The organism is Thermomonospora catenispora, assembly GCF_006363815.1.
GTDB classification, from domain to species: Bacteria; Actinomycetota; Actinomycetes; order Streptosporangiales; family Streptosporangiaceae; genus Thermomonospora; species Thermomonospora catenispora.
On record NZ_RRYT01000016.1, the window covers coordinates 73,168 to 89,996 of the forward strand.

At 73.8% G+C, this 16,829-nt stretch carries 14 protein-coding genes and 1 pseudogene; 14 read left to right on the plus strand and 1 reads right to left on the minus strand.

Translation table 11 applies throughout. From position 1 onward, the window contains the following. The first annotated feature begins 238 nt into the window (after nt 1–238). On the plus strand, nt 239–679 hold the full coding sequence (locus EIO00_RS14365) for an SAV_6107 family HEPN domain-containing protein (RefSeq protein WP_140179159.1): 441 nt from the start codon (nt 239–241) through the stop codon (nt 677–679). A 471-nt stretch (nt 680–1,150) separates the two neighbouring features. After that, nucleotides 1,151–2,572, plus strand: a complete 1,422-nt coding sequence (locus EIO00_RS14370; RefSeq protein WP_140179160.1) for an MFS transporter — start codon at nt 1,151–1,153, stop codon at nt 2,570–2,572. 147 nt (nt 2,573–2,719) lie between these two features. Here the strand turns inward: EIO00_RS14370 and bldD are convergent, their stop codons facing one another. Next, complete coding sequence (gene bldD / locus EIO00_RS14375) at nt 2,720–3,214, minus strand: transcriptional regulator BldD (RefSeq protein WP_140179162.1); 495 nt, start codon at nt 3,212–3,214, stop codon at nt 2,720–2,722. A gap of 505 nt (nt 3,215–3,719) precedes the next feature. Here bldD and pyrR point away from each other — a divergent pair. From pyrR to coaBC, 12 genes and pseudogenes are all read left to right on the plus strand, one after another. Beyond that, a complete protein-coding gene (gene pyrR, locus EIO00_RS14380) occupies nt 3,720–4,376 on the plus strand; it encodes a bifunctional pyr operon transcriptional regulator/uracil phosphoribosyltransferase PyrR (RefSeq protein WP_140179164.1) in 657 nt (218 codons plus the stop codon). Continuing rightward, on the plus strand, nt 4,373–5,314 hold the full coding sequence (locus tag EIO00_RS14385) for an aspartate carbamoyltransferase catalytic subunit (protein WP_140179166.1): 942 nt from the start codon (nt 4,373–4,375) through the stop codon (nt 5,312–5,314). Before pyrR ends, EIO00_RS14385 begins: the two co-directional genes overlap by 4 nt. A gap of 49 nt (nt 5,315–5,363) precedes the next feature. Then, entirely contained in the window at nt 5,364–6,653 is a 1,290-nt protein-coding gene (locus EIO00_RS14390; protein ID WP_140179168.1) for a dihydroorotase, read from the plus strand. Further along, on the plus strand, nt 6,650–7,768 hold the full coding sequence (gene carA / locus EIO00_RS14395; RefSeq protein ID WP_140179170.1) for a glutamine-hydrolyzing carbamoyl-phosphate synthase small subunit: 1,119 nt from the start codon (nt 6,650–6,652) through the stop codon (nt 7,766–7,768). The genes EIO00_RS14390 and carA overlap by 4 nt, the downstream gene beginning before the upstream one ends. 91 nt (nt 7,769–7,859) lie before the next feature. Beyond that, the gene (carB, locus tag EIO00_RS14400) at nt 7,860–11,195 is read left to right on the plus strand and encodes a carbamoyl-phosphate synthase large subunit (protein ID WP_140179171.1); all 3,336 of its coding nucleotides are present in this window, start codon (nt 7,860–7,862) and stop codon (nt 11,193–11,195) included. A gap of 7 nt (nt 11,196–11,202) precedes the next feature. Then, the gene (locus tag EIO00_RS14405) at nt 11,203–12,102 is read left to right on the plus strand and encodes an iron-sulfur cluster-binding protein (RefSeq protein WP_140179173.1); all 900 of its coding nucleotides are present in this window, start codon (nt 11,203–11,205) and stop codon (nt 12,100–12,102) included. Next, complete coding sequence (locus EIO00_RS14410; protein ID WP_140179175.1) at nt 12,099–13,106, plus strand: dihydroorotate dehydrogenase; 1,008 nt, start codon at nt 12,099–12,101, stop codon at nt 13,104–13,106. Before EIO00_RS14405 ends, EIO00_RS14410 begins: the two co-directional genes overlap by 4 nt. Then, complete coding sequence (gene pyrF, locus EIO00_RS14415) at nt 13,103–13,798, plus strand: orotidine-5'-phosphate decarboxylase (RefSeq protein ID WP_140179177.1); 696 nt, start codon at nt 13,103–13,105, stop codon at nt 13,796–13,798. The genes EIO00_RS14410 and pyrF overlap by 4 nt, the downstream gene beginning before the upstream one ends. A gap of 297 nt (nt 13,799–14,095) precedes the next feature. After that, nucleotides 14,096–14,422 (plus strand): integration host factor, actinobacterial type, encoded by a 327-nt coding sequence (mihF, locus tag EIO00_RS14420; RefSeq protein WP_140179179.1) that lies wholly within the window; start codon nt 14,096–14,098, stop codon nt 14,420–14,422. A gap of 169 nt (nt 14,423–14,591) precedes the next feature. Then, nucleotides 14,592–15,140 (plus strand): guanylate kinase, encoded by a 549-nt coding sequence (gene gmk / locus EIO00_RS14425; protein ID WP_140179234.1) that lies wholly within the window; start codon nt 14,592–14,594, stop codon nt 15,138–15,140. A gap of 14 nt (nt 15,141–15,154) precedes the next feature. Continuing rightward, nucleotides 15,155–15,412: a DNA-directed RNA polymerase subunit omega gene (rpoZ, locus tag EIO00_RS14430; protein WP_140179181.1), complete on the plus strand. Its 258-nt coding sequence runs from the start codon at nt 15,155–15,157 to the stop codon at nt 15,410–15,412. 21 nt (nt 15,413–15,433) lie between these two features. After that, a pseudogene (gene coaBC, locus EIO00_RS14435) lies at nt 15,434–16,709 on the plus strand (bifunctional phosphopantothenoylcysteine decarboxylase/phosphopantothenate--cysteine ligase CoaBC). Nucleotides 16,710–16,829: the final 120 nt, after the last annotated feature.

A 16,829-nucleotide genomic window follows, 5' to 3' on the forward strand; every position in this document is an offset into this window, starting at 1 on the left:
GGTTGTTTACTGAGGTGTGTCGAACTTATGTTCGAGATGGCGCGGGGCTCACGGCCCGCGTCGCGGGGCACACGTCCCGCCGGGGGCAGCGCGAACCGGCCGGCGGAACGTGACGGTCGGGCGGAGTGAGGGGAAGCCCTCCGCCCGACCGGCCCGAAGCCGGAAGGAGAGGCGAATGTCCGGATCGACGACCGCCCGACGCACAGTCCGCACCGATGTCGACGGCGAGGTCCGTTCCGTGCCTGCGCCCCGTCCCCGGCCCGCCCGGGCCCGCACCGGCCGCACCGCCCTCGGCCAACTCCACGCCGCCCGCATGTGCCTGGCCGAGGCCGCCGAGGCCACCTCGCCGGCCGTGCGGTTCGTGTCCGCCCACCTGGCCGCGCTGCGCGCCGCCGCGGCCGTGCTGGCCGCCCACGAACCCCTGCGGACCCACCGCCGTGGGCGTCCCCGCAGCGTCTGGGTGCTGCTCCCCGAGGCCGACCCGGCGCTGCGCGAGTGGGCCGCCTTCTTCGCCGCCGGCGCCGACAAGCGCGCCGCCGCGGAGGCCGGCCTTCCCCGGGCCGTGACCCGACGGGAGGCCGACGAGCTGCTGCACGACGCCGAGATCTTCGTCTCACTGGTCGAGGACACGCTGGGCATCCCGGGCCAGCCCACTCTTCCCGTCCCCGAGGCCGGCTGACCGGACGCCGTCTCACGGCCTGCCCGCCGCCCGTCCAGGGCGGCCGGGCGCCGGCAACCCCCGTGGAGGCAGACCGGCGCGCGCCAGCGCCCTTCGCCGGAGCGCATCCGCCTCCCCCGGGCCGTCACCGGGTCACCCTCCCCGGACCGGTGACGGCCGCCCCGCCGCGTCGGCGGAGTCGCGGACCCCACCGGCCGACTCCGCCGACGCGGCCTCGCCGCGCCTCGTCGCTCCTCCCGTGCGTCCTCCGAGCGCCTCCCGTGCGCCCGCCCGTCCGCCACGCGCCTTCCACGGGCCCTCCGTCCGTCCCGTGCGCCCGCCCTCCGCCCCTCTTTCGCGCCTTCGCGGTGCCCTCCGGTGCGCCTTCCGTGCGCCGTCTTCCGGGTGGTGCGGCCGGTTCGCGGGGGTGAGGGGGGACTGGCCGATGGGGGTGGGGTTCGTGGTGATGCGTCGGAGTAACGTTGGGGCGCCATGGGTTCGGGAGGCGGGCAGACGCGGCGAGAACGGTCCGTCGTGCCGCTGCTGGCGTTCCTCGGGGTGATGGCGTACTCGCTGTCGATGGCGGTGGTGACGCCGGCGCTGCCGTTGATCCAGGAGGGACTGGGGACCACGGCCGGGGGAGCGGCGTGGGCGTTGACGGCGATGACGCTGTCGGCGGCGGTGGGGACGCCGGTGATCGGACGGCTGGGGGACCTGTTCGGGCCCCGGCCGGTGCTGCTGGCGGTGCTGGCGGCGACGATCGCGGGGATGGTCGTCGCGGCGCTGGCCGTCTCGCTCCCGGTGATGCTGGCGGGACGGGCGCTGGCGGGCGTGGGCGGGGGAGTGTTCCCGCTGGCGTACACGATCATCCGCCAGGTGCATCCGCCGCACCGCACGGCCTCGGCGGTGGGGCTGATGTCCTCGATGCTGGGACTGGGCGGGGCGCTGTCCTGGGTGATCGCCGGACCGATCATCGACTGGTTCGGCTGGCGATGGCTGCTGTGGGTGCCGGTGATGGGCCTGGTGCCGGGGATGGCGCTGGCGTGGTGGATCGTTCCACAAACGGAGCGGCAGAAGGACGCCCGGATCGACTGGTGGGGGGCGTCGCTGTTCGCGGCCTGGCTGGTGTGCGGGCTGACGGCGTTGACGCAGCTCCCCGCGTGGGGATGGCGGGATCCCCGGGTGCTGGGGCTGGGCGCGTCGGCCGCCGTCCTGGCGGGATGCTGGCTGGCGGTGGAGTCGCGCGTGGCCGAACCCCTGGTGGACCTGCGGCTGATGCGGCGGCGCGGGGTGTGGACGGCCAACGTCGCCTCGATGCTGGCGGGGTACGCGCTCATGGCCGGGGGCATCCTCTTCCCCCTGCTGGTGCAGTCGCCCGTCGCGACCGGATTCGGCTTCGGGGGGTCGGCCACCCAGGCGGCCCTGCTGCAGCTGCCGGCCAGCGTCGGGATGACGGCGGCGGGGTTCACCGCGGGCGCGCTGGACGCACGGGTCGGCTCGCGGGCGGTGTTGCTGGCCGGAGCGGTGCTCACGCTGCTCGGGTACGGCTACGTCGCGGTCGCCCACGACCACATGTGGCAGCTGTACGCGGGCGGGATCGCCCGCGGCATCGGGCTCGGGCTGGCCTATGCGGCGGTCGCCAACCTGGTGGTCGCCGCCGTCCCCGCCGGCCAGACCGGAGTGGCCACCGGGGTCAACACCCTGATCCGCACCGTCGGGGCGTCCCTGGGCACGCAGACCAGCGCCGCGATCGTCACCGCCTCCGCCCCGTACCCCGGCGGAACGCCGACCGAGAGCGGCTTCACGCTGGGCTTCGCCGCGGCCGCCGCGACCATGGTCGCCGCGATCGGGCTCGCCCTGGCGGCCCCACGGCGGCCCTCCGGCCCGGGCGGGTCGCGCCGGAACGCGCCCTGACCGGGGCCGCCGCCCTGCGCCGGGTCCCGGGGCGCCGGGCGGAGGGGGAGGGGCGCGGCCCGCCGGCTCCCGCGCCCGCTCGCAAGACCGGACCGCCGCGTCCGCCCTCGGGCGGACGCGGCGGCGATGCGGCGAAGAGGTCGGAGGTCAGAACGCCTCGACGGCGCGGCGCGCCTCGGGATCGAGGACGCCCCAGCTGATCAGTTCCTCGGTCAGCTCGTTCGGGGACTTGTCGTAGATCACCGCCAGCGAGCGCAGGTCCTCCTGGCGGATCGACAAGACCTTGCCGTTGTAGTCGCCGCGCTGGCTTTGGATGGTGGCGGCGTAGCGGGCCAGGGGGCCGGCCTTCTCCTTGGGCAGCTGCTGCAGACGCTCCAGGTCGATCACCAGCTTGGGAGTGGGGCCCAGAGGACTCGGCGAGGCGCCGCCCGGCAGCAGTTCCGACACCGGAACGCCGTAGAAGTCGGCGAGCTCGGCCAGCTTCTGCACGGTCACCGCACGGTCACCGCGCTCGTAGGAACCCACCACGACGGCCTTCCACCGGCCGCGGGACTTCTCCTCCACGCCGTGCAGGGACAGACCCTGCTGGGTGCGAATCGCGCGCAGCCGCGCGCCCAGAGCCTTTGCGTATTCAGACGGCATCGTTGCGGCCCCCCAGGCTCACTTTCATCATCGTCAATCGGGCCCCGGGGAGCGGCGGTCGGGTCGCTCCCGCAGGGAGCGGGACCCGGGACCGAACGCCCCGGACCCGTCTCCAGGGATGGTTACGGACAGTGACCGTAAAACGGGGAGGGCCGAAGGTCAAGCCGATTGGAAAAAAGCGGTCGAACCGTTCGGCGCCGCGCGATCGCAGGGGCTCGCTCACCAGCTGCGGGAGCGCTCCCACGGGACCTCTCCCCGCCGGTTCCCACGGCCGGTCCCGCCCTCCTCGGCGCCGGCTCGTCCCCCGTTCGCGGGCGAATGCGCGGATTTCGCAGTGTGACCACTCTCACCAGGCCCCACCCGGCCCTCACCGGGCTCTCATCGTGCTCTCACCAGGCAGGACGCGGTCCGGGCCCCGGCGGACCGGCTCCGCCGTGCTGCTACCGTGAGGGGGACGAAAACGTCCTTTAACCCCGTCCCGTGAGGCGGGAAAGGAGGTTCGGCGGTGAACGCTGCCTTCCGGCCGGCGGAGCCGGCCGCCCCCCGTCCGGCCGAGGGCGCCGACGGTGATGCAGGCCATAAGGCCGTTCTGGAGGCCCCCGACATCCGGCGCGCCCTCACCCGCATCGCGCACGAGATCCTCGAACGCACCAAGGGCGCGGAGGACGTCGTCCTGCTCGGCATCCAGACCCGCGGCGTCACCCTGGCCCGCCGGCTGGCCGCCCGGCTGGAGGAGGTCGAGGGCAGGCCGGTGCCCTGGGGCTCCCTCGACGTGACGATGCACCGCGACGACCTGCGGATGCGGCCGGCGCGGGCGCTGGGCCGCACCGATCTGCCCGCGGGCGGCATCGACGATCGCGTCGTGGTCCTGGTCGACGACGTGCTGTTCTCCGGCCGGACCGTGCGCGCCGCCCTGGACGCCCTGAACGACCTGGGCCGTCCCCGCGCGGTGCAGCTGGCCATCCTGGTCGATCGGGGCCATCGCGAGCTGCCCATCCGCGCCGACTACGTGGGCAAGAACCTGCCCACCTCCAAGCGGGAGACCGTCCGGGTGCTGCTGGCCGAGAACGACGGGCGGGATGCGGTCCTGCTCGGCCCCGCGGCGTCCCCGCCGCCCGGGCCGGCGCGCCGACCCGCGGCGGACAGGGGGGCCGGACGATGAAGCGCCATCTCATCTCCGCGGCCGATCTGAGCAGGGACGACGCGCTGCTGGTCCTGGACACCGCCGAGGAGCTCGCCCAGATCGCCGACCGGTCCATCAAGAAGCTGCCGACGCTGCGCGGCCGCACGGTGGTCAACCTGTTCTACGAGGACTCCACCCGGACCCGGATCTCCTTCGAGGCCGCCGCCAAGCGGCTGTCGGCGGACGTGATCAACTTCTCCGCCAAGGGCTCCAGCGTGTCCAAGGGGGAGAGCCTCAAGGACACCGCGCTGACCCTGGAGGCCATGGGCGCCGACGCCGTGGTGATCCGGCACGGCGCCTCCGGGGCGCCGCACCGGCTGGCCGGCTGGGTGCGCGGCAGCGTCATCAACGCCGGGGACGGCACCCACGAGCACCCCACCCAGGCGCTGCTGGACGCGTTCACCATGCGCCGGCGGCTCGGCGACCTGGAGGGCCGCAAGGTCACCATCGTCGGGGACGTGCTGCACAGCCGAGTGGCACGCTCCAACGTGCTGTTGCTGAACACCCTCGGCGCCGACGTCACGCTGGTCGCCCCGCCCACCCTGCTGCCGGTGGCGGTGGACTCCTGGCCGTGCTCGGTCTCCTACGACCTGGACGCGGTGCTGCCCAAGAGCGACGTGGTGATGATGCTGCGCGTCCAGCGGGAGCGGATGAACGCCGCCTACTTCCCGACCGTTCGCGAATACAGCCGTCGGTACGGCCTGGACGCCGAACGGCTCGCCAAGCTGCCCGAGCACGCCATCGTCATGCACCCGGGCCCGATGAACCGGGGCGTGGAGATCGCCGCCGAGGTGGCCGACTCGCCCCGCTCCACCATCACCGAGCAGGTCGCCAACGGCGTCAGCGCCCGCATGGCGGTCCTGTACCTGCTGCTGGGCGGCTCCGAGCCCGCCATCGGCGCGGAGGTCCCCGCGTGACCGCGCCCTTCGCCAGCAACGACGAGAGCACCGCCGGGGAGGTCGTGCGTTGAGCCGTACGTTCGTGATCAAGGGGGCGCGGATCCTCGGCGCACAGCCCGCCGATCTGCTGCTGCGCGACGGCGTGATCGCCGAGGTCGGCACCGGGCTGGACGCCGCCGGGGCCGAGGTGGTCGACGCCGACGGGCTGGTGGCCCTGCCCGGCCTGGTCGACCTGCACACGCATCTGCGCGAGCCGGGCCGCGAGGACGCCGAGACCGTCGAGACCGGCACCCGCGCCGCCGCCCGCGGCGGCTACACCGCGGTGCACGCCATGGCCAACACCCACCCGGTCGCCGACACCGCGGGCGTGGTGGAGCAGGTGTGGCGGCTGGGCCGGGAGGCCGGGTACTGCGACGTGCACCCGGTCGGCGCGGTCACCCAGGGCATCGCCGGCAAGCAGCTCGCCGAGCTGGGCGCGATGGCCGACTCGGCCGCTCGGGTGCGGGTGTTCTCCGACGACGGGCACTGCGTGTCGGATGCGATGATCATGCGGCGGGCGCTGGAGTACGTGAAGGCGTTCGACGGCGTCATCGCCCAGCACGCCCAGGAGCCGCGGCTGACCGAGGGCGCGCAGATGAACGAGGGCGAGGTCTCGGCGCGGCTGGGGCTGCCCGGCTGGCCCGCGGTGGCCGAGGAGGCGATCATCGCCCGGGACTGCCTGCTGGCCGCGCACGTCGGCTCCCGGCTGCACGTGTGCCATGTCTCCACCGCCGGGTCGGTGGAGATCCTGCGCTGGGCCAAGAGCAAGGGGTGGCGGGTCACCGCCGAGGTCACCCCGCACCACCTGCTGCTGGACGACGCGCTGGTGGCGGGCTACGACCCGGTCTACAAGGTCAACCCGCCGCTGCGCACCGCCGAGGACGTGGCCGCGCTGCGCGAGGCGCTGGCCGACGGGACCATCGACGCGGTCGCCACCGACCACGCCCCGCACCCGGCGGAGGCCAAGGAGACCGAGTGGGACTGCGCGGCCATGGGCATGATCGGCCTGGAGACCGCGCTGTCGGTCGTCCAGGAGGCCATGGTCGAGACCGGGCTGCTGGACTGGGCCGGGGTCGCCGACCGCATGTCCTTCCGGCCCGCGCGCATCGGCCGCCTCACCGGGCAGGGCCGGCCGCTGGAGGCGGGGTCGCCGGCCAACGTGGTGCTCTACGACCCGGCGCCGCGCACGGTGGTCGACCCCTCGCAGTTCGCCTCCAAGAGCCGCAACTGCCCGTTCGCCGGACTCGAACTGCCCGGCCGCGTCGTCGCGACGTTCCTGCGCGGTCGGCCGACCGTCTTGGAAGGGAAGCTGCAATGAACCGACCGCCGGCGATCCTCGTGCTGGAGGACGGCAGGGTCTTCCGCGGGGTCGGGTTCGGCGCCGAGGGCGAGACGTTCGGCGAGATGGTCTTCAACACCGGCATGACCGGCTATCAGGAGACCCTGACCGACCCCTCCTACGCCGGGCAGATCGTGGCGATGACCGCCCCGCACATCGGCAACACCGGCGTCAACGACGAGGACCCCGAATCCGGCCGGATCCAGGTGGCCGGGTACGTGGTGCGCGAGCCGTCGCGGATCGCCTCCAGCTGGCGGCACCGCCGCACCCTGGAGGAGGAGCTCAAGGCGCAGGGCGTGGTGGGCATCGCCATGCCCGGCACCCGCGCCCTGACCCGCCACCTGCGCGAGAGGGGCGCCATGCGCGGGGCCGTCTCCACCGTGGAGACCGACCCCGACGCCCTGCTGGAGCGGGTCCTGGCCAGCCCGTCGATGGAGGGCGCCGACCTGGCGCGCACGGTCACCACCCCCGAGCCGTACGTGGTGCCCGCCCGGGGGGCCAAGCGCTACACGGTGGCGGCGGTGGACCTGGGCGTCAAGGCGATGACCCCGCGGCGGATGGCCGAGCGCGGCTGCGAGGTGCACGTGCTGCCGGCCACCTCGACCGCCGCCGACATCCTGGCGCTCGACCCCGACGGGGTGTTCTTCAGCAACGGCCCCGGCGACCCGGCCGCCACCGGGTACGCCGTCACCGCGCTGCGCGGGGTGCTGGAGGCCGACGTCCCGTTCTTCGGGATCTGCCTGGGCAACCAGATCTTCGGCCGGGCGCTCGGGCTGGGCACCTACAAGCTGCGGTTCGGTCATCGGGGCATCAACCAGCCCGTCCGGGACCGCGCCACCGGGCGGGTGGAGATCTCCGCCCACAACCACGGCTTCGCCGTGGACGCGCCGTTGGACGGCCCGTTCGACACCCCCTACGGGCCGGCCGAGGTCAGCCACGTCAACCTCAACGACGGCTGCGTGGAGGGCCTTCGGCTGCTGAGCGGCCGCGCCTTCAGCGTGCAGTTCCACCCCGAGGCCGCCGCGGGACCGCACGACTCCACCGGCCTGTTCGACCGGTTCTGCGAACTGATGGACGGGAGGGCGCGCGGTTGATGCGCTTCGATTTCCCCCGCCGTCGGCCCCCGGCCGAGGAGCCGGCCGATCTGCTCGACCACTTCTGTGAACTCCCGGAGGGCGCCCGGTAATGCCTCGCCGTCAAGACCTCTCCTCAGTCCTGGTGATCGGCTCCGGACCGATCGTGATCGGCCAGGCGTGCGAGTTCGACTATTCCGGAACCCAGGCGTGCCGGGTGCTCAAGGCCGAAGGGCTGCGGGTCGTTCTCGTCAACAGCAATCCCGCGACGATCATGACCGACCCGGAGTTCGCCGACGCCACCTACATCGAGCCGATCACCCCCGAGGTGGTCGAGAAGATCATCGCCAAGGAGCGGCCCGACGCGCTGCTGCCCACCCTGGGCGGCCAGACCGCGCTCAACACCGCGATCGCCCTGCACGAGGCCGGGGTGCTGGAGCGCTACGGCGTGGAGCTGATCGGCGCCGACATCGACGCCATCCAGGCCGGGGAGAACCGCGAGCGGTTCAAGGAGATCGTCGCCCGGGTCGCCGAGACCCACGGGCTGAACGCCGGGTCCGCCCGCTCGGTGATCTGCCACACCCTGGAGGAGTGCCTGGACGCCGCCGGCGAGCTGGGCTATCCGCTGGTGGTGCGGCCCTCGTTCACCATGGGCGGGGCCGGCTCCGGCATGGCCCACGACGAGGACGACCTGCGCCGCATCGCCGGCGCGGGCCTGGCCGCCAGCCCGACCAGCGAGGTGCTCCTGGAGGAGTCCATCCTCGGCTGGAAGGAGTACGAGCTGGAGGTCATGCGGGACCGCGCCGACAACGTGGTCATCGTGTGCTCCATCGAGAACCTCGACCCGATGGGCGTGCACACCGGCGACTCCATCACCGTCGCCCCCGCGATGACGCTGACCGACCGCGAGTACCAGAACATGCGGGACGTGGCGATCGCGGTGATCCGCGAGGTCGGGGTGGACACCGGCGGCTGCAACATCCAGTTCGCGGTGCACCCGGAGACCGGGCGGATGGTCGTCATCGAGATGAACCCCCGGGTGTCGCGCAGCTCGGCCCTGGCCTCCAAGGCCACCGGCTTCCCGATCGCCAAGATCGCCGCCAAGCTGGCCGTCGGCTACACCCTGGACGAGATCCCCAACGACATCACCCGCAAGACCCCGGCGTGCTTCGAGCCGACCCTGGACTACGTGGTGGTCAAGGTGCCGCGGTTCGCCTTCGAGAAGTTCCCGGGCGCCGACGCCACCCTCACCACGCACATGAAGTCGGTGGGCGAGGCGATGGCGATCGGCCGGTCCTTCCCCGAGGCGCTGCAGAAGGCGCTGCGGTCGCTGGAGCAGAAGGACGCCTCCTTCTCCTGGGACGGCGAGCCGGGGGACCCGGCCGCGCTGCTGGAGAGCGCCAGCCGGCCGCACGACGGGCGGCTGCGGGACGTGCAGCGGGCGCTGTGGGCGGGCGCCGCCATCGAGGAGGCGCACCGGGCCACCGGCATCGACCCGTGGTTCCTGGAGGAGATCGCCGCGATCAACGAGGTCGCCGAGCGGATCCGCACCGCCGAGGACGCGCTGACCCGGGAGAACCTGCTGCTGGCCAAGCGCCACGGGTTCTCCGACGCGCAGATCGGCCGGCTGCGGGGCCTGTCGGAGGAGGTCGTCCGGGAGCTGCGGCGGGCGCTGGGGGTGCGGCCGGTCTACCACACCGTCGACACCTGCGCGGCGGAGTTCGCCGCCGAGACCCCCTACCTGTACTCGACCTACGACGAGGAGACCGAGGTCCCGCCGGGCACCAGGCCCAAGGTGATCATCCTGGGCAGCGGGCCCAACCGGATCGGGCAGGGCGTGGAGTTCGACTACTCCTGCGTGCACGCCTCCTTCACCCTGGCCGAGGCCGGCTACGAGACCGTCATGGTCAACTGCAACCCCGAGACCGTCTCCACCGACTACGACACCTCCGACCGGCTGTACTTCGAGCCGCTCACCCTGGAGGACGTCCTGGAGGTGGTGCACGCCGAGCAGCAGACCGGCGAGGTCGTCGGGGTGATCGTCCAGCTCGGCGGGCAGACCCCCCTGGGGCTGGCGCAGAAGCTCAAGGACGCCGGCGTGCCGATCGTGGGCACCTCCCCGGAGAGCATCCACCTGGCCGAGGACCGCGGCGCGTTCGGGCGGGTGCTGGACCGGGCGGGGCTGCCGGCGCCCAAGCACGGCACCGCCGCCTCCTTCGAGGAGGCCCGCCGGATCGCCGCCGAGATCGGCTACCCGGTGCTGGTGCGGCCCTCGTACGTGCTGGGCGGGCGCGGCATGGAGATCGTCTACGACGACGAGACCCTGCAGGCCTACATGGCCCGGGCCACCGAGGTCAGCCCCGAGCATCCGGTGCTGGTCGACCGGTTCCTGGACGAGGCGATCGAGATCGACGTGGACGCCCTGTTCGACGGCGAGGAGCTGTACCTGGGCGGGATCATGGAGCACATCGAGGAGGCCGGGATCCACTCCGGCGACTCCGCCTGCGCCCTGCCGCCGATCACCCTCGGCCGCGACGACGTCCGCCGGATCCGCGAGTCCACCGAGAAGCTGGCCCGGGGCATCGGGGTGCGCGGCCTGATCAACGTCCAGTACGCCCTCTCGGCCGGCGTGCTGTACGTGCTGGAGGCCAACCCGCGCGCCTCGCGCACGGTCCCGTTCGTGTCCAAGGCGACCGCCGTGCCGCTGGCCAAGGCCGCCGCCCGGGTGATGCTCGGCGCCACCATCGCCGAGCTGCGCGCCGAGGGGCTGCTGCCGCGCGAGGGGGACGGCGGGACGATGCCGCTGGACGCCCCGATCGCGGTCAAGGAGGCGGTGCTGCCGTTCGACCGGTTCCGCACCGAGCAGGGGCAGAACGTCGACATCGTGCTCGGCCCGGAGATGCGCTCCACCGGCGAGGTGATGGGCATCGACGAGACCTTCGGCACCGCGTTCGCCAAGTCCCAGCAGGCCGCCTACGGGGCGCTGCCCACCAAGGGCCGGGCGTTCGTGTCGGTGGCCAACCGGGACAAGCGGTCGATGGTCTTCCCCGTCAAGCGGCTGGCCGACCTGGGCTTTGAGATCCTGGCCACCGAGGGCACCGCGGAGGTCCTGCGGCGCAACGGGGTGCGTGCCAAGATCGTGCGCAAGCACAGCGAAGGCCCCGGTCCGGACGGCGAGCCCACCATCGTCCGGCGCGTCCTCGATGGAGAGGTGGACCTCATCGTCAATACTCCCTTCGGCAGCCCCGGGCAGTCCGGACCCCGGCTGGACGGGTACGAGATCCGCACCGCCGCCGTGCTGCGGGGGATCCCGTGCGTGACCACCGTCGCCGGGCTGGCCGCCGCGGTGCAGGGCATCGAGGCCATCGTGCGCGGCGACGTGGGCGTCCGCTCGCTGCAGGAGCACGCCGAACGCCTGAGGGCCGCGCAGGAGACAGCACGCCGATAGGGGAGGCATGACCGACACGCCCGGCCGGGCCGCCGGCCTGCAGACGTCGGCGACCGTGCTGACGGTCCGCCAGGTGCGGGACTACCACGCCCTGACGCTGGTGGCGCCCGCGGTGGCCGAACGGTTCCGGCCGGGCCAGTTCGTGGCGCTGGCGGTGGGCGGGGCGGACAGCGCCCGCCTGGTGCGCCGCTGCCTGCCGGTGTACGAGGTCAAGCCCGACTACGGCGGCACCGTGGAGGTGGTGTTCGACCACCGCGGATCCGCCGACCCGGGCACCGGCTGGCTGGTCTCCCGCCGGGCGCGGGACCGGATCGATCTGATCGGGCCGCTGGGCCGGCCGTTCCGGCTGCCCCGCGATCCGGTGCGCTGCCTGCTGGTGGGCGGCGGACCGGGGGCGGCGGCGCTGTTCTCGCTGGCCGACACGCTGCGCCGACGCGAGTGCACGGTGCACTTCCTGCTCGGCGGGCCGACCGCCGGGGCGGTGTTCGGGGCGCAGTCGGCGCAGCGCATCGGCGACTCGGCGACCGTGGTCACCGAGGACGGCTCGCTGGGCGAGGCCGGGACGGTGCGCGAGGCGCTGCCCGCGGTCATCGAGAAGACGGGCGCCGACGTGGTGTACGCCTGCGGGCCGACGCCGCTGTTGCGCGCCGTCAGCGCCGTGGCGACCGAGTTCGGGCTGCCGTCGCAGGTGTCGGTGGAGGAGTTCCTGCGGCAGACCGCCGTCTGCGGCACCGGGCTGTGCATGACCTGCGTGCTGCCGATGATCGACGACGACGGGGTCACCCGCATGGTGCGGGCCTGCGCCGACGGGCCGGTGCTGCGCGGCGACCGGGTCCGCTGGGGCGATCTGGGGACGATCCCGTTCGACGCGCTCGGCGCCCCCCGCGCCCTGGGGGGTGCGCTGTGACCGATCTCACCACCCGGATCGGGCCGCTGGAGCTGGCCAACCCGATCGTCACCGCCGCCGGATGCGGCGGCACCGGGCGGGAGCTGGCCCGGTTCTTCGAGCTGGCCCGGCTGGGCGCGTTCACCACCGCGTCGGTCATGCTCCAGCCGAGGGCCGGCCGGCCCACCCCGCGGGCGGCCGAGACGCCCAGCGGGATGCTGACCGCCATGGGGCTGCCCGGGCCCGGGATCGACGCGTTCCTGGAGCGCGACCTGCCCTGGCTGGCCGAGCAGGACGTGCCGGTGATCGTGTCGGTGGCCGGCAACAGCCGTGAGGAGTACGCCGAGGTGGCGCGGCGGCTCAACGCCGTCCGCACGGTCGCGGCCGTCGAGGTCAACCTGGCCGCCCCGAACGTGGAGGACCGCGGCCGGATGTTCGGACGGCTGCCCGGCCCGGCCGCCGAGGTGGTGCGGGCGGTGCGGACCGCCGTCCGGCGTGGCGTCCCGGTGCTGGCCAAGCTCGCCCCGGACGTGACCGACCTGGTGAACGTCGCGCTGGCGTGCGTGGACGCCGGCGCGGAGGGGCTGAGCCTGATCAACACGATGACCGGGCTGGTGATCGACCCGACCACGCTGCGTCCGGCGCTGGCCGGGGTGTCGGGCGGGTTGAGCGGCCCGGCGATCCGGCCGGTGGCGCTGCGCTGCGTGTACGAGGTGCACGCCGCGCTGCCCACGGTGCCGATCATCGGCAGCGGCGGGGTCGCCAGCGGCCTGGACGCCCTGGAGTTCGTGCTGGCCGGCGCCAGCGCGGTCGCCGTGGGCACCGCCCTGTTCCGCGATCCCACGGCGGCTCCGCGGATCCTGCGCGAGCTGGAGGAGGCGCTGTCGGACCGCCGGATCGGCCGGCTCGCCGACGCGGTGGGGCTGGCCCACCGCCCGCCCGGCCGTGTCCCCCCGCAGATCAGCCCGCGCCGCGGCGCCGCGTCGCCCGGCCGGGTCAGCGAGCCCGAGGAGAAGCTCCCGTGACCCCAGCCCCCATCGCCGTCGCCCTCGACGCCCCGGACCTGGAGACCGCCGCCCGCTGGGCGAGCATGGTGATCCCGCACGTCAGCACCGTCAAGGTGGGACTGGAGCTGTACCTGCGGTACGGGCCCGACGTGGTCGCCAGCGTGCGCGGCGCCAGCGGGGTGCAGGTCTTCCTGGACCTGAAGCTGCACGACATCCCGGCCACGGTGGCCGGGGCGGCGCGGGCGGTGGCCCGGCTGCGGCCGGAGTTCCTCACCGTGCACGCCATGGGCGGCGAGGCGATGATCCGGGCCGCCGTGGAGGCGGCCCCGGACACCGCCGTCGCCGCGGTCACCGTGCTGACCTCCCTGGGCGAGGACGATCTCGGCCGCCTGGGCATGGCCGGCCCCGCCTCAGACGCCGTACGGCGGCTCGCCGCCATGGCCGTGGGGGCGGGGGCCCGGGCGCTGGTCTGCTCGCCTCAGGAGGCCGCTGCGGTCCGCGCGGAGGTGGGGCCGTCCGTCACCCTGATCACCCCGGGGGTGCGCCCGGCCGGGACGGCCGTCCAGGATCAGGCGCGGGTGGCCACCCCGGAGGAGGCGCTGGCGGCCGGGGCCGATCTGTTGGTGATCGGCAGGCCGATCACCGGCGCCGCCGATCCGGGCGCGGCGGCCGCCAAGATCGCCGCGGCGCTGCGGCGCACGGGGGCGTGAGGACAACGCCGACGCGGTCCTTCGGGTTGTCTCGGAAGCGGAATTCGAGATCTGGATCACGTCGGCCCTCCGGAGGCTCCGGAGCCGTTCGGAGCGGCGACGAAACCCCTGGCTCGCGCGGGAATCGGGGCCCGACCCCCTCCGGTTGTGTACACTCTGTATTCGGGACACTCCAGGGAGTGATTTTCGTGATTTTGTGGCGGGCTGAACAGCACTTCACGTTGCTTTATGGGGTGTGAACTCGCTAGTTTCCGAACCCGTCCGACTCCGTCGAGTGGAAACACGAGGTGACCCGGCGTGGCTCTTCCGCCCCTAACCCCCGAACAGCGCGCCGCAGCATTGGACAAGGCGGCCAAGGTCCGTAAGGAGCGGGCCGAGGTCAAAAACCGGCTCAAGCGTGGGGGTACCTCGCTCGCCGAGGTCCTCAAGAAGGGCCAGACCGACGACGTCATCGGGAAGATGAAGGTGTCGGCCCTCCTGGAGTCCCTTCCCGGCGTGGGCAAGGTCCGTGCGAAGCAGATCATGGAGCGCCTGGGCATCGCCGAGTCCCGTCGCGTACGGGGCCTCGGCGCCAAGCAGCGCGCCTCCCTGGAGCGTGAGTTCGGCGGCGGTGCGAACCGCTGACGGCGATCACGCGGGCGGGCGCGGCGGGGAGACCGCCGCGGCCGGGTCCGGCGTGCCCGCTTCGGCGGCCGACCGGAACGGCTCCGACCCGCCCCACGCGAACGCGGCGCACGGCGCCCCGGGCGGAGGGGAAGGCTCCGCGGCGAGGCCTGAGCCGCGTCGGCGCCGGCTGACGGTGCTGTCCGGTCCGTCCGGCGTCGGCAAGAGCACGGTGGTCGCCGAGATCCGGCGGGCGCACCCCGAGGTGTGGCTGTCGGTCTCGGTGACCACCCGGTCTCCCCGGCCCGGGGAAAAGCACGGCGTGCAGTACTACTTCGTCGACGACGCCGGTTTCGACCGGCTGGTCGCCCGGGGCGAATTGCTCGAATGGGCGGAGTTCGCCGGCAACCGTTACGGAACGCCGCGGGCCCCGGTCGTCGAAAAGCTCGCCGCCGGCGTGCCGGTGCTGCTGGAAATCGACCTCCAGGGGGCCCGGCAGGTGCGCCGGGCGATGCCCGAGGCCCGGCTGGTGTTCTTGGCGCCCCCCTCCTGGGAGGAGCTGGTCCGGCGGCTGACCGGCCGTGGTACGGAGCCTCCGGAGGTGATCGAGCGCCGGCTGGAGGCGGCCCGGATCGAGCTCGCCGCCGAGAAGGAGTTCGACGTCACGCTGGTCAACACGTCCGTCCAGGACGTGTGCCGGGAGCTGCTAGCCTTGATGGCCGACCCTGAAGCGGATTAACGGGAAGGCCGAGCGTGGCAGCCAACAGCGAAGGCATCACCAACCCGTCGATCGACGAGCTGCTCGAGGTCGTCGACACCAAGTACGGCCTGGTGACCATCGCGGCCAAGCGGGCGCGTCAGATCAACGCCTACTACGCCCAGCTGGGCGAGGGCCTGCTGGAGTACGTGGGGCCCCTGGTCGAGACGCAGGTGCAGGAGAAGCCCCTGTCCATCGCGCTCCGTGAGGTGCGCGAGGGCCTGCTGCACGCCGAGCCCATCGAGGCTCAGTAGGCCGGCGTCGACGACCGTCCGATGACCGAGCGCAAGCCCCGGGTGGTGCTCGGGGTGTCCGGCGGCATCGCCGCCTACAAGGCGTGCGAGCTGCTGCGGCGGCTCACCGAGTCGGGGCACGACGTGCGGGTCGTGCCGACGCGCGACGCGCTGCGTTTCGTCGGCGAGCCCACCTGGGCGGCCCTGTCGGGGAACCCGGTGGCCACCGACGTGTGNCGAGCCCACCTGGGCGGCCCTGTCGGGGAACCCGGTGGCCACCGACGTGTGGACCGGGGTCGAGGAGGTCCCGCACGTACGGCTGGGCCAGACCGCCGACCTGGTGTTCGTGGCGCCCGCCACCGCCGATCTGCTGGCCCGGGCCGCCTGCGGACTGGCCGACGACCTGCTCACCAACACCTTGCTCGCCGCCCGCTGTCCGGTGGTGTTCGCGCCCGCGATGCACACCGAGATGTGGGAGCACCCGGCGACCCAGGCCAACGTCGCCGCCCTGCGCTCCCGGGGCGCGATCGTGCTGGAGCCCGCCGTCGGCCGCCTGACCGGCCCCGACACCGGCAAGGGCCGGCTGCCGGAGCCGGCCGAGCTGCTTGAGACGGCCCGCCGGGTGCTGGCCCGCGGCGGACTGGAGGCCGACCTGACCGGCCGGCACGTGGTGGTGTCGGCGGGCGGCACCCGCGAACCGATCGACCCGGTCCGCTTCATCGGCAACCGCTCCTCCGGGCTGCAGGGGTACGCGCTGGCCCGCACCGCCGTCGCCCGGGGCGCCCGGGTGACGCTGGTGGCCGCCAACGTGGCCCTGCCGGACCCGGCGGGCGCCGACGTGGTGCCCGTGGGGACCGCCGAGGAGATGCGCGAGGCGGTGCTGAAGGCGGCCGGCTCGGCCGACGCGGTGGTGATGGCCGCGGCGGTGGCCGACTTCCGCCCCGCCGAGTACCGTGAGTCCAAGATCAAGAAGTCCGAGAGCGCGGGCCCCGCTCCGATCGAGCTGGTCCGCAACCCCGACATCCTGGCCGAGCTGGGCCGGACCCGACGGCCCGGCCAGGTGATCGTCGGATTCGCCGCCGAGACCGACGACGTGCTGGCCAACGGCCGCGAGAAGCTCGCCCGCAAGGGCTGCGACCTGCTGGTGGTCAACCAGGTCGGGCCGGACCTGGCCTTCGGGAGGCCCGACAACGCCGCGGTCGTGCTGGCCGCCGACGGCGAGCCGATCGAGGTGCCGCGCGGCCCCAAGGAGGCGCTGGCCGACGTGATCTGGGACCAGGTGGCGGCCCGGCTGGACCGGCCGGCGACCCGGCGATGACCCCGGAGATGACCGGGATCCGCTCCAGGGTGCAGGATGAAGGGGCCGCCGAGAAATCGTTCCCGATACACTTCGGCGGACACCTCGGCGGCGTCCACCCGCGCCGCCTGCGATGCACAG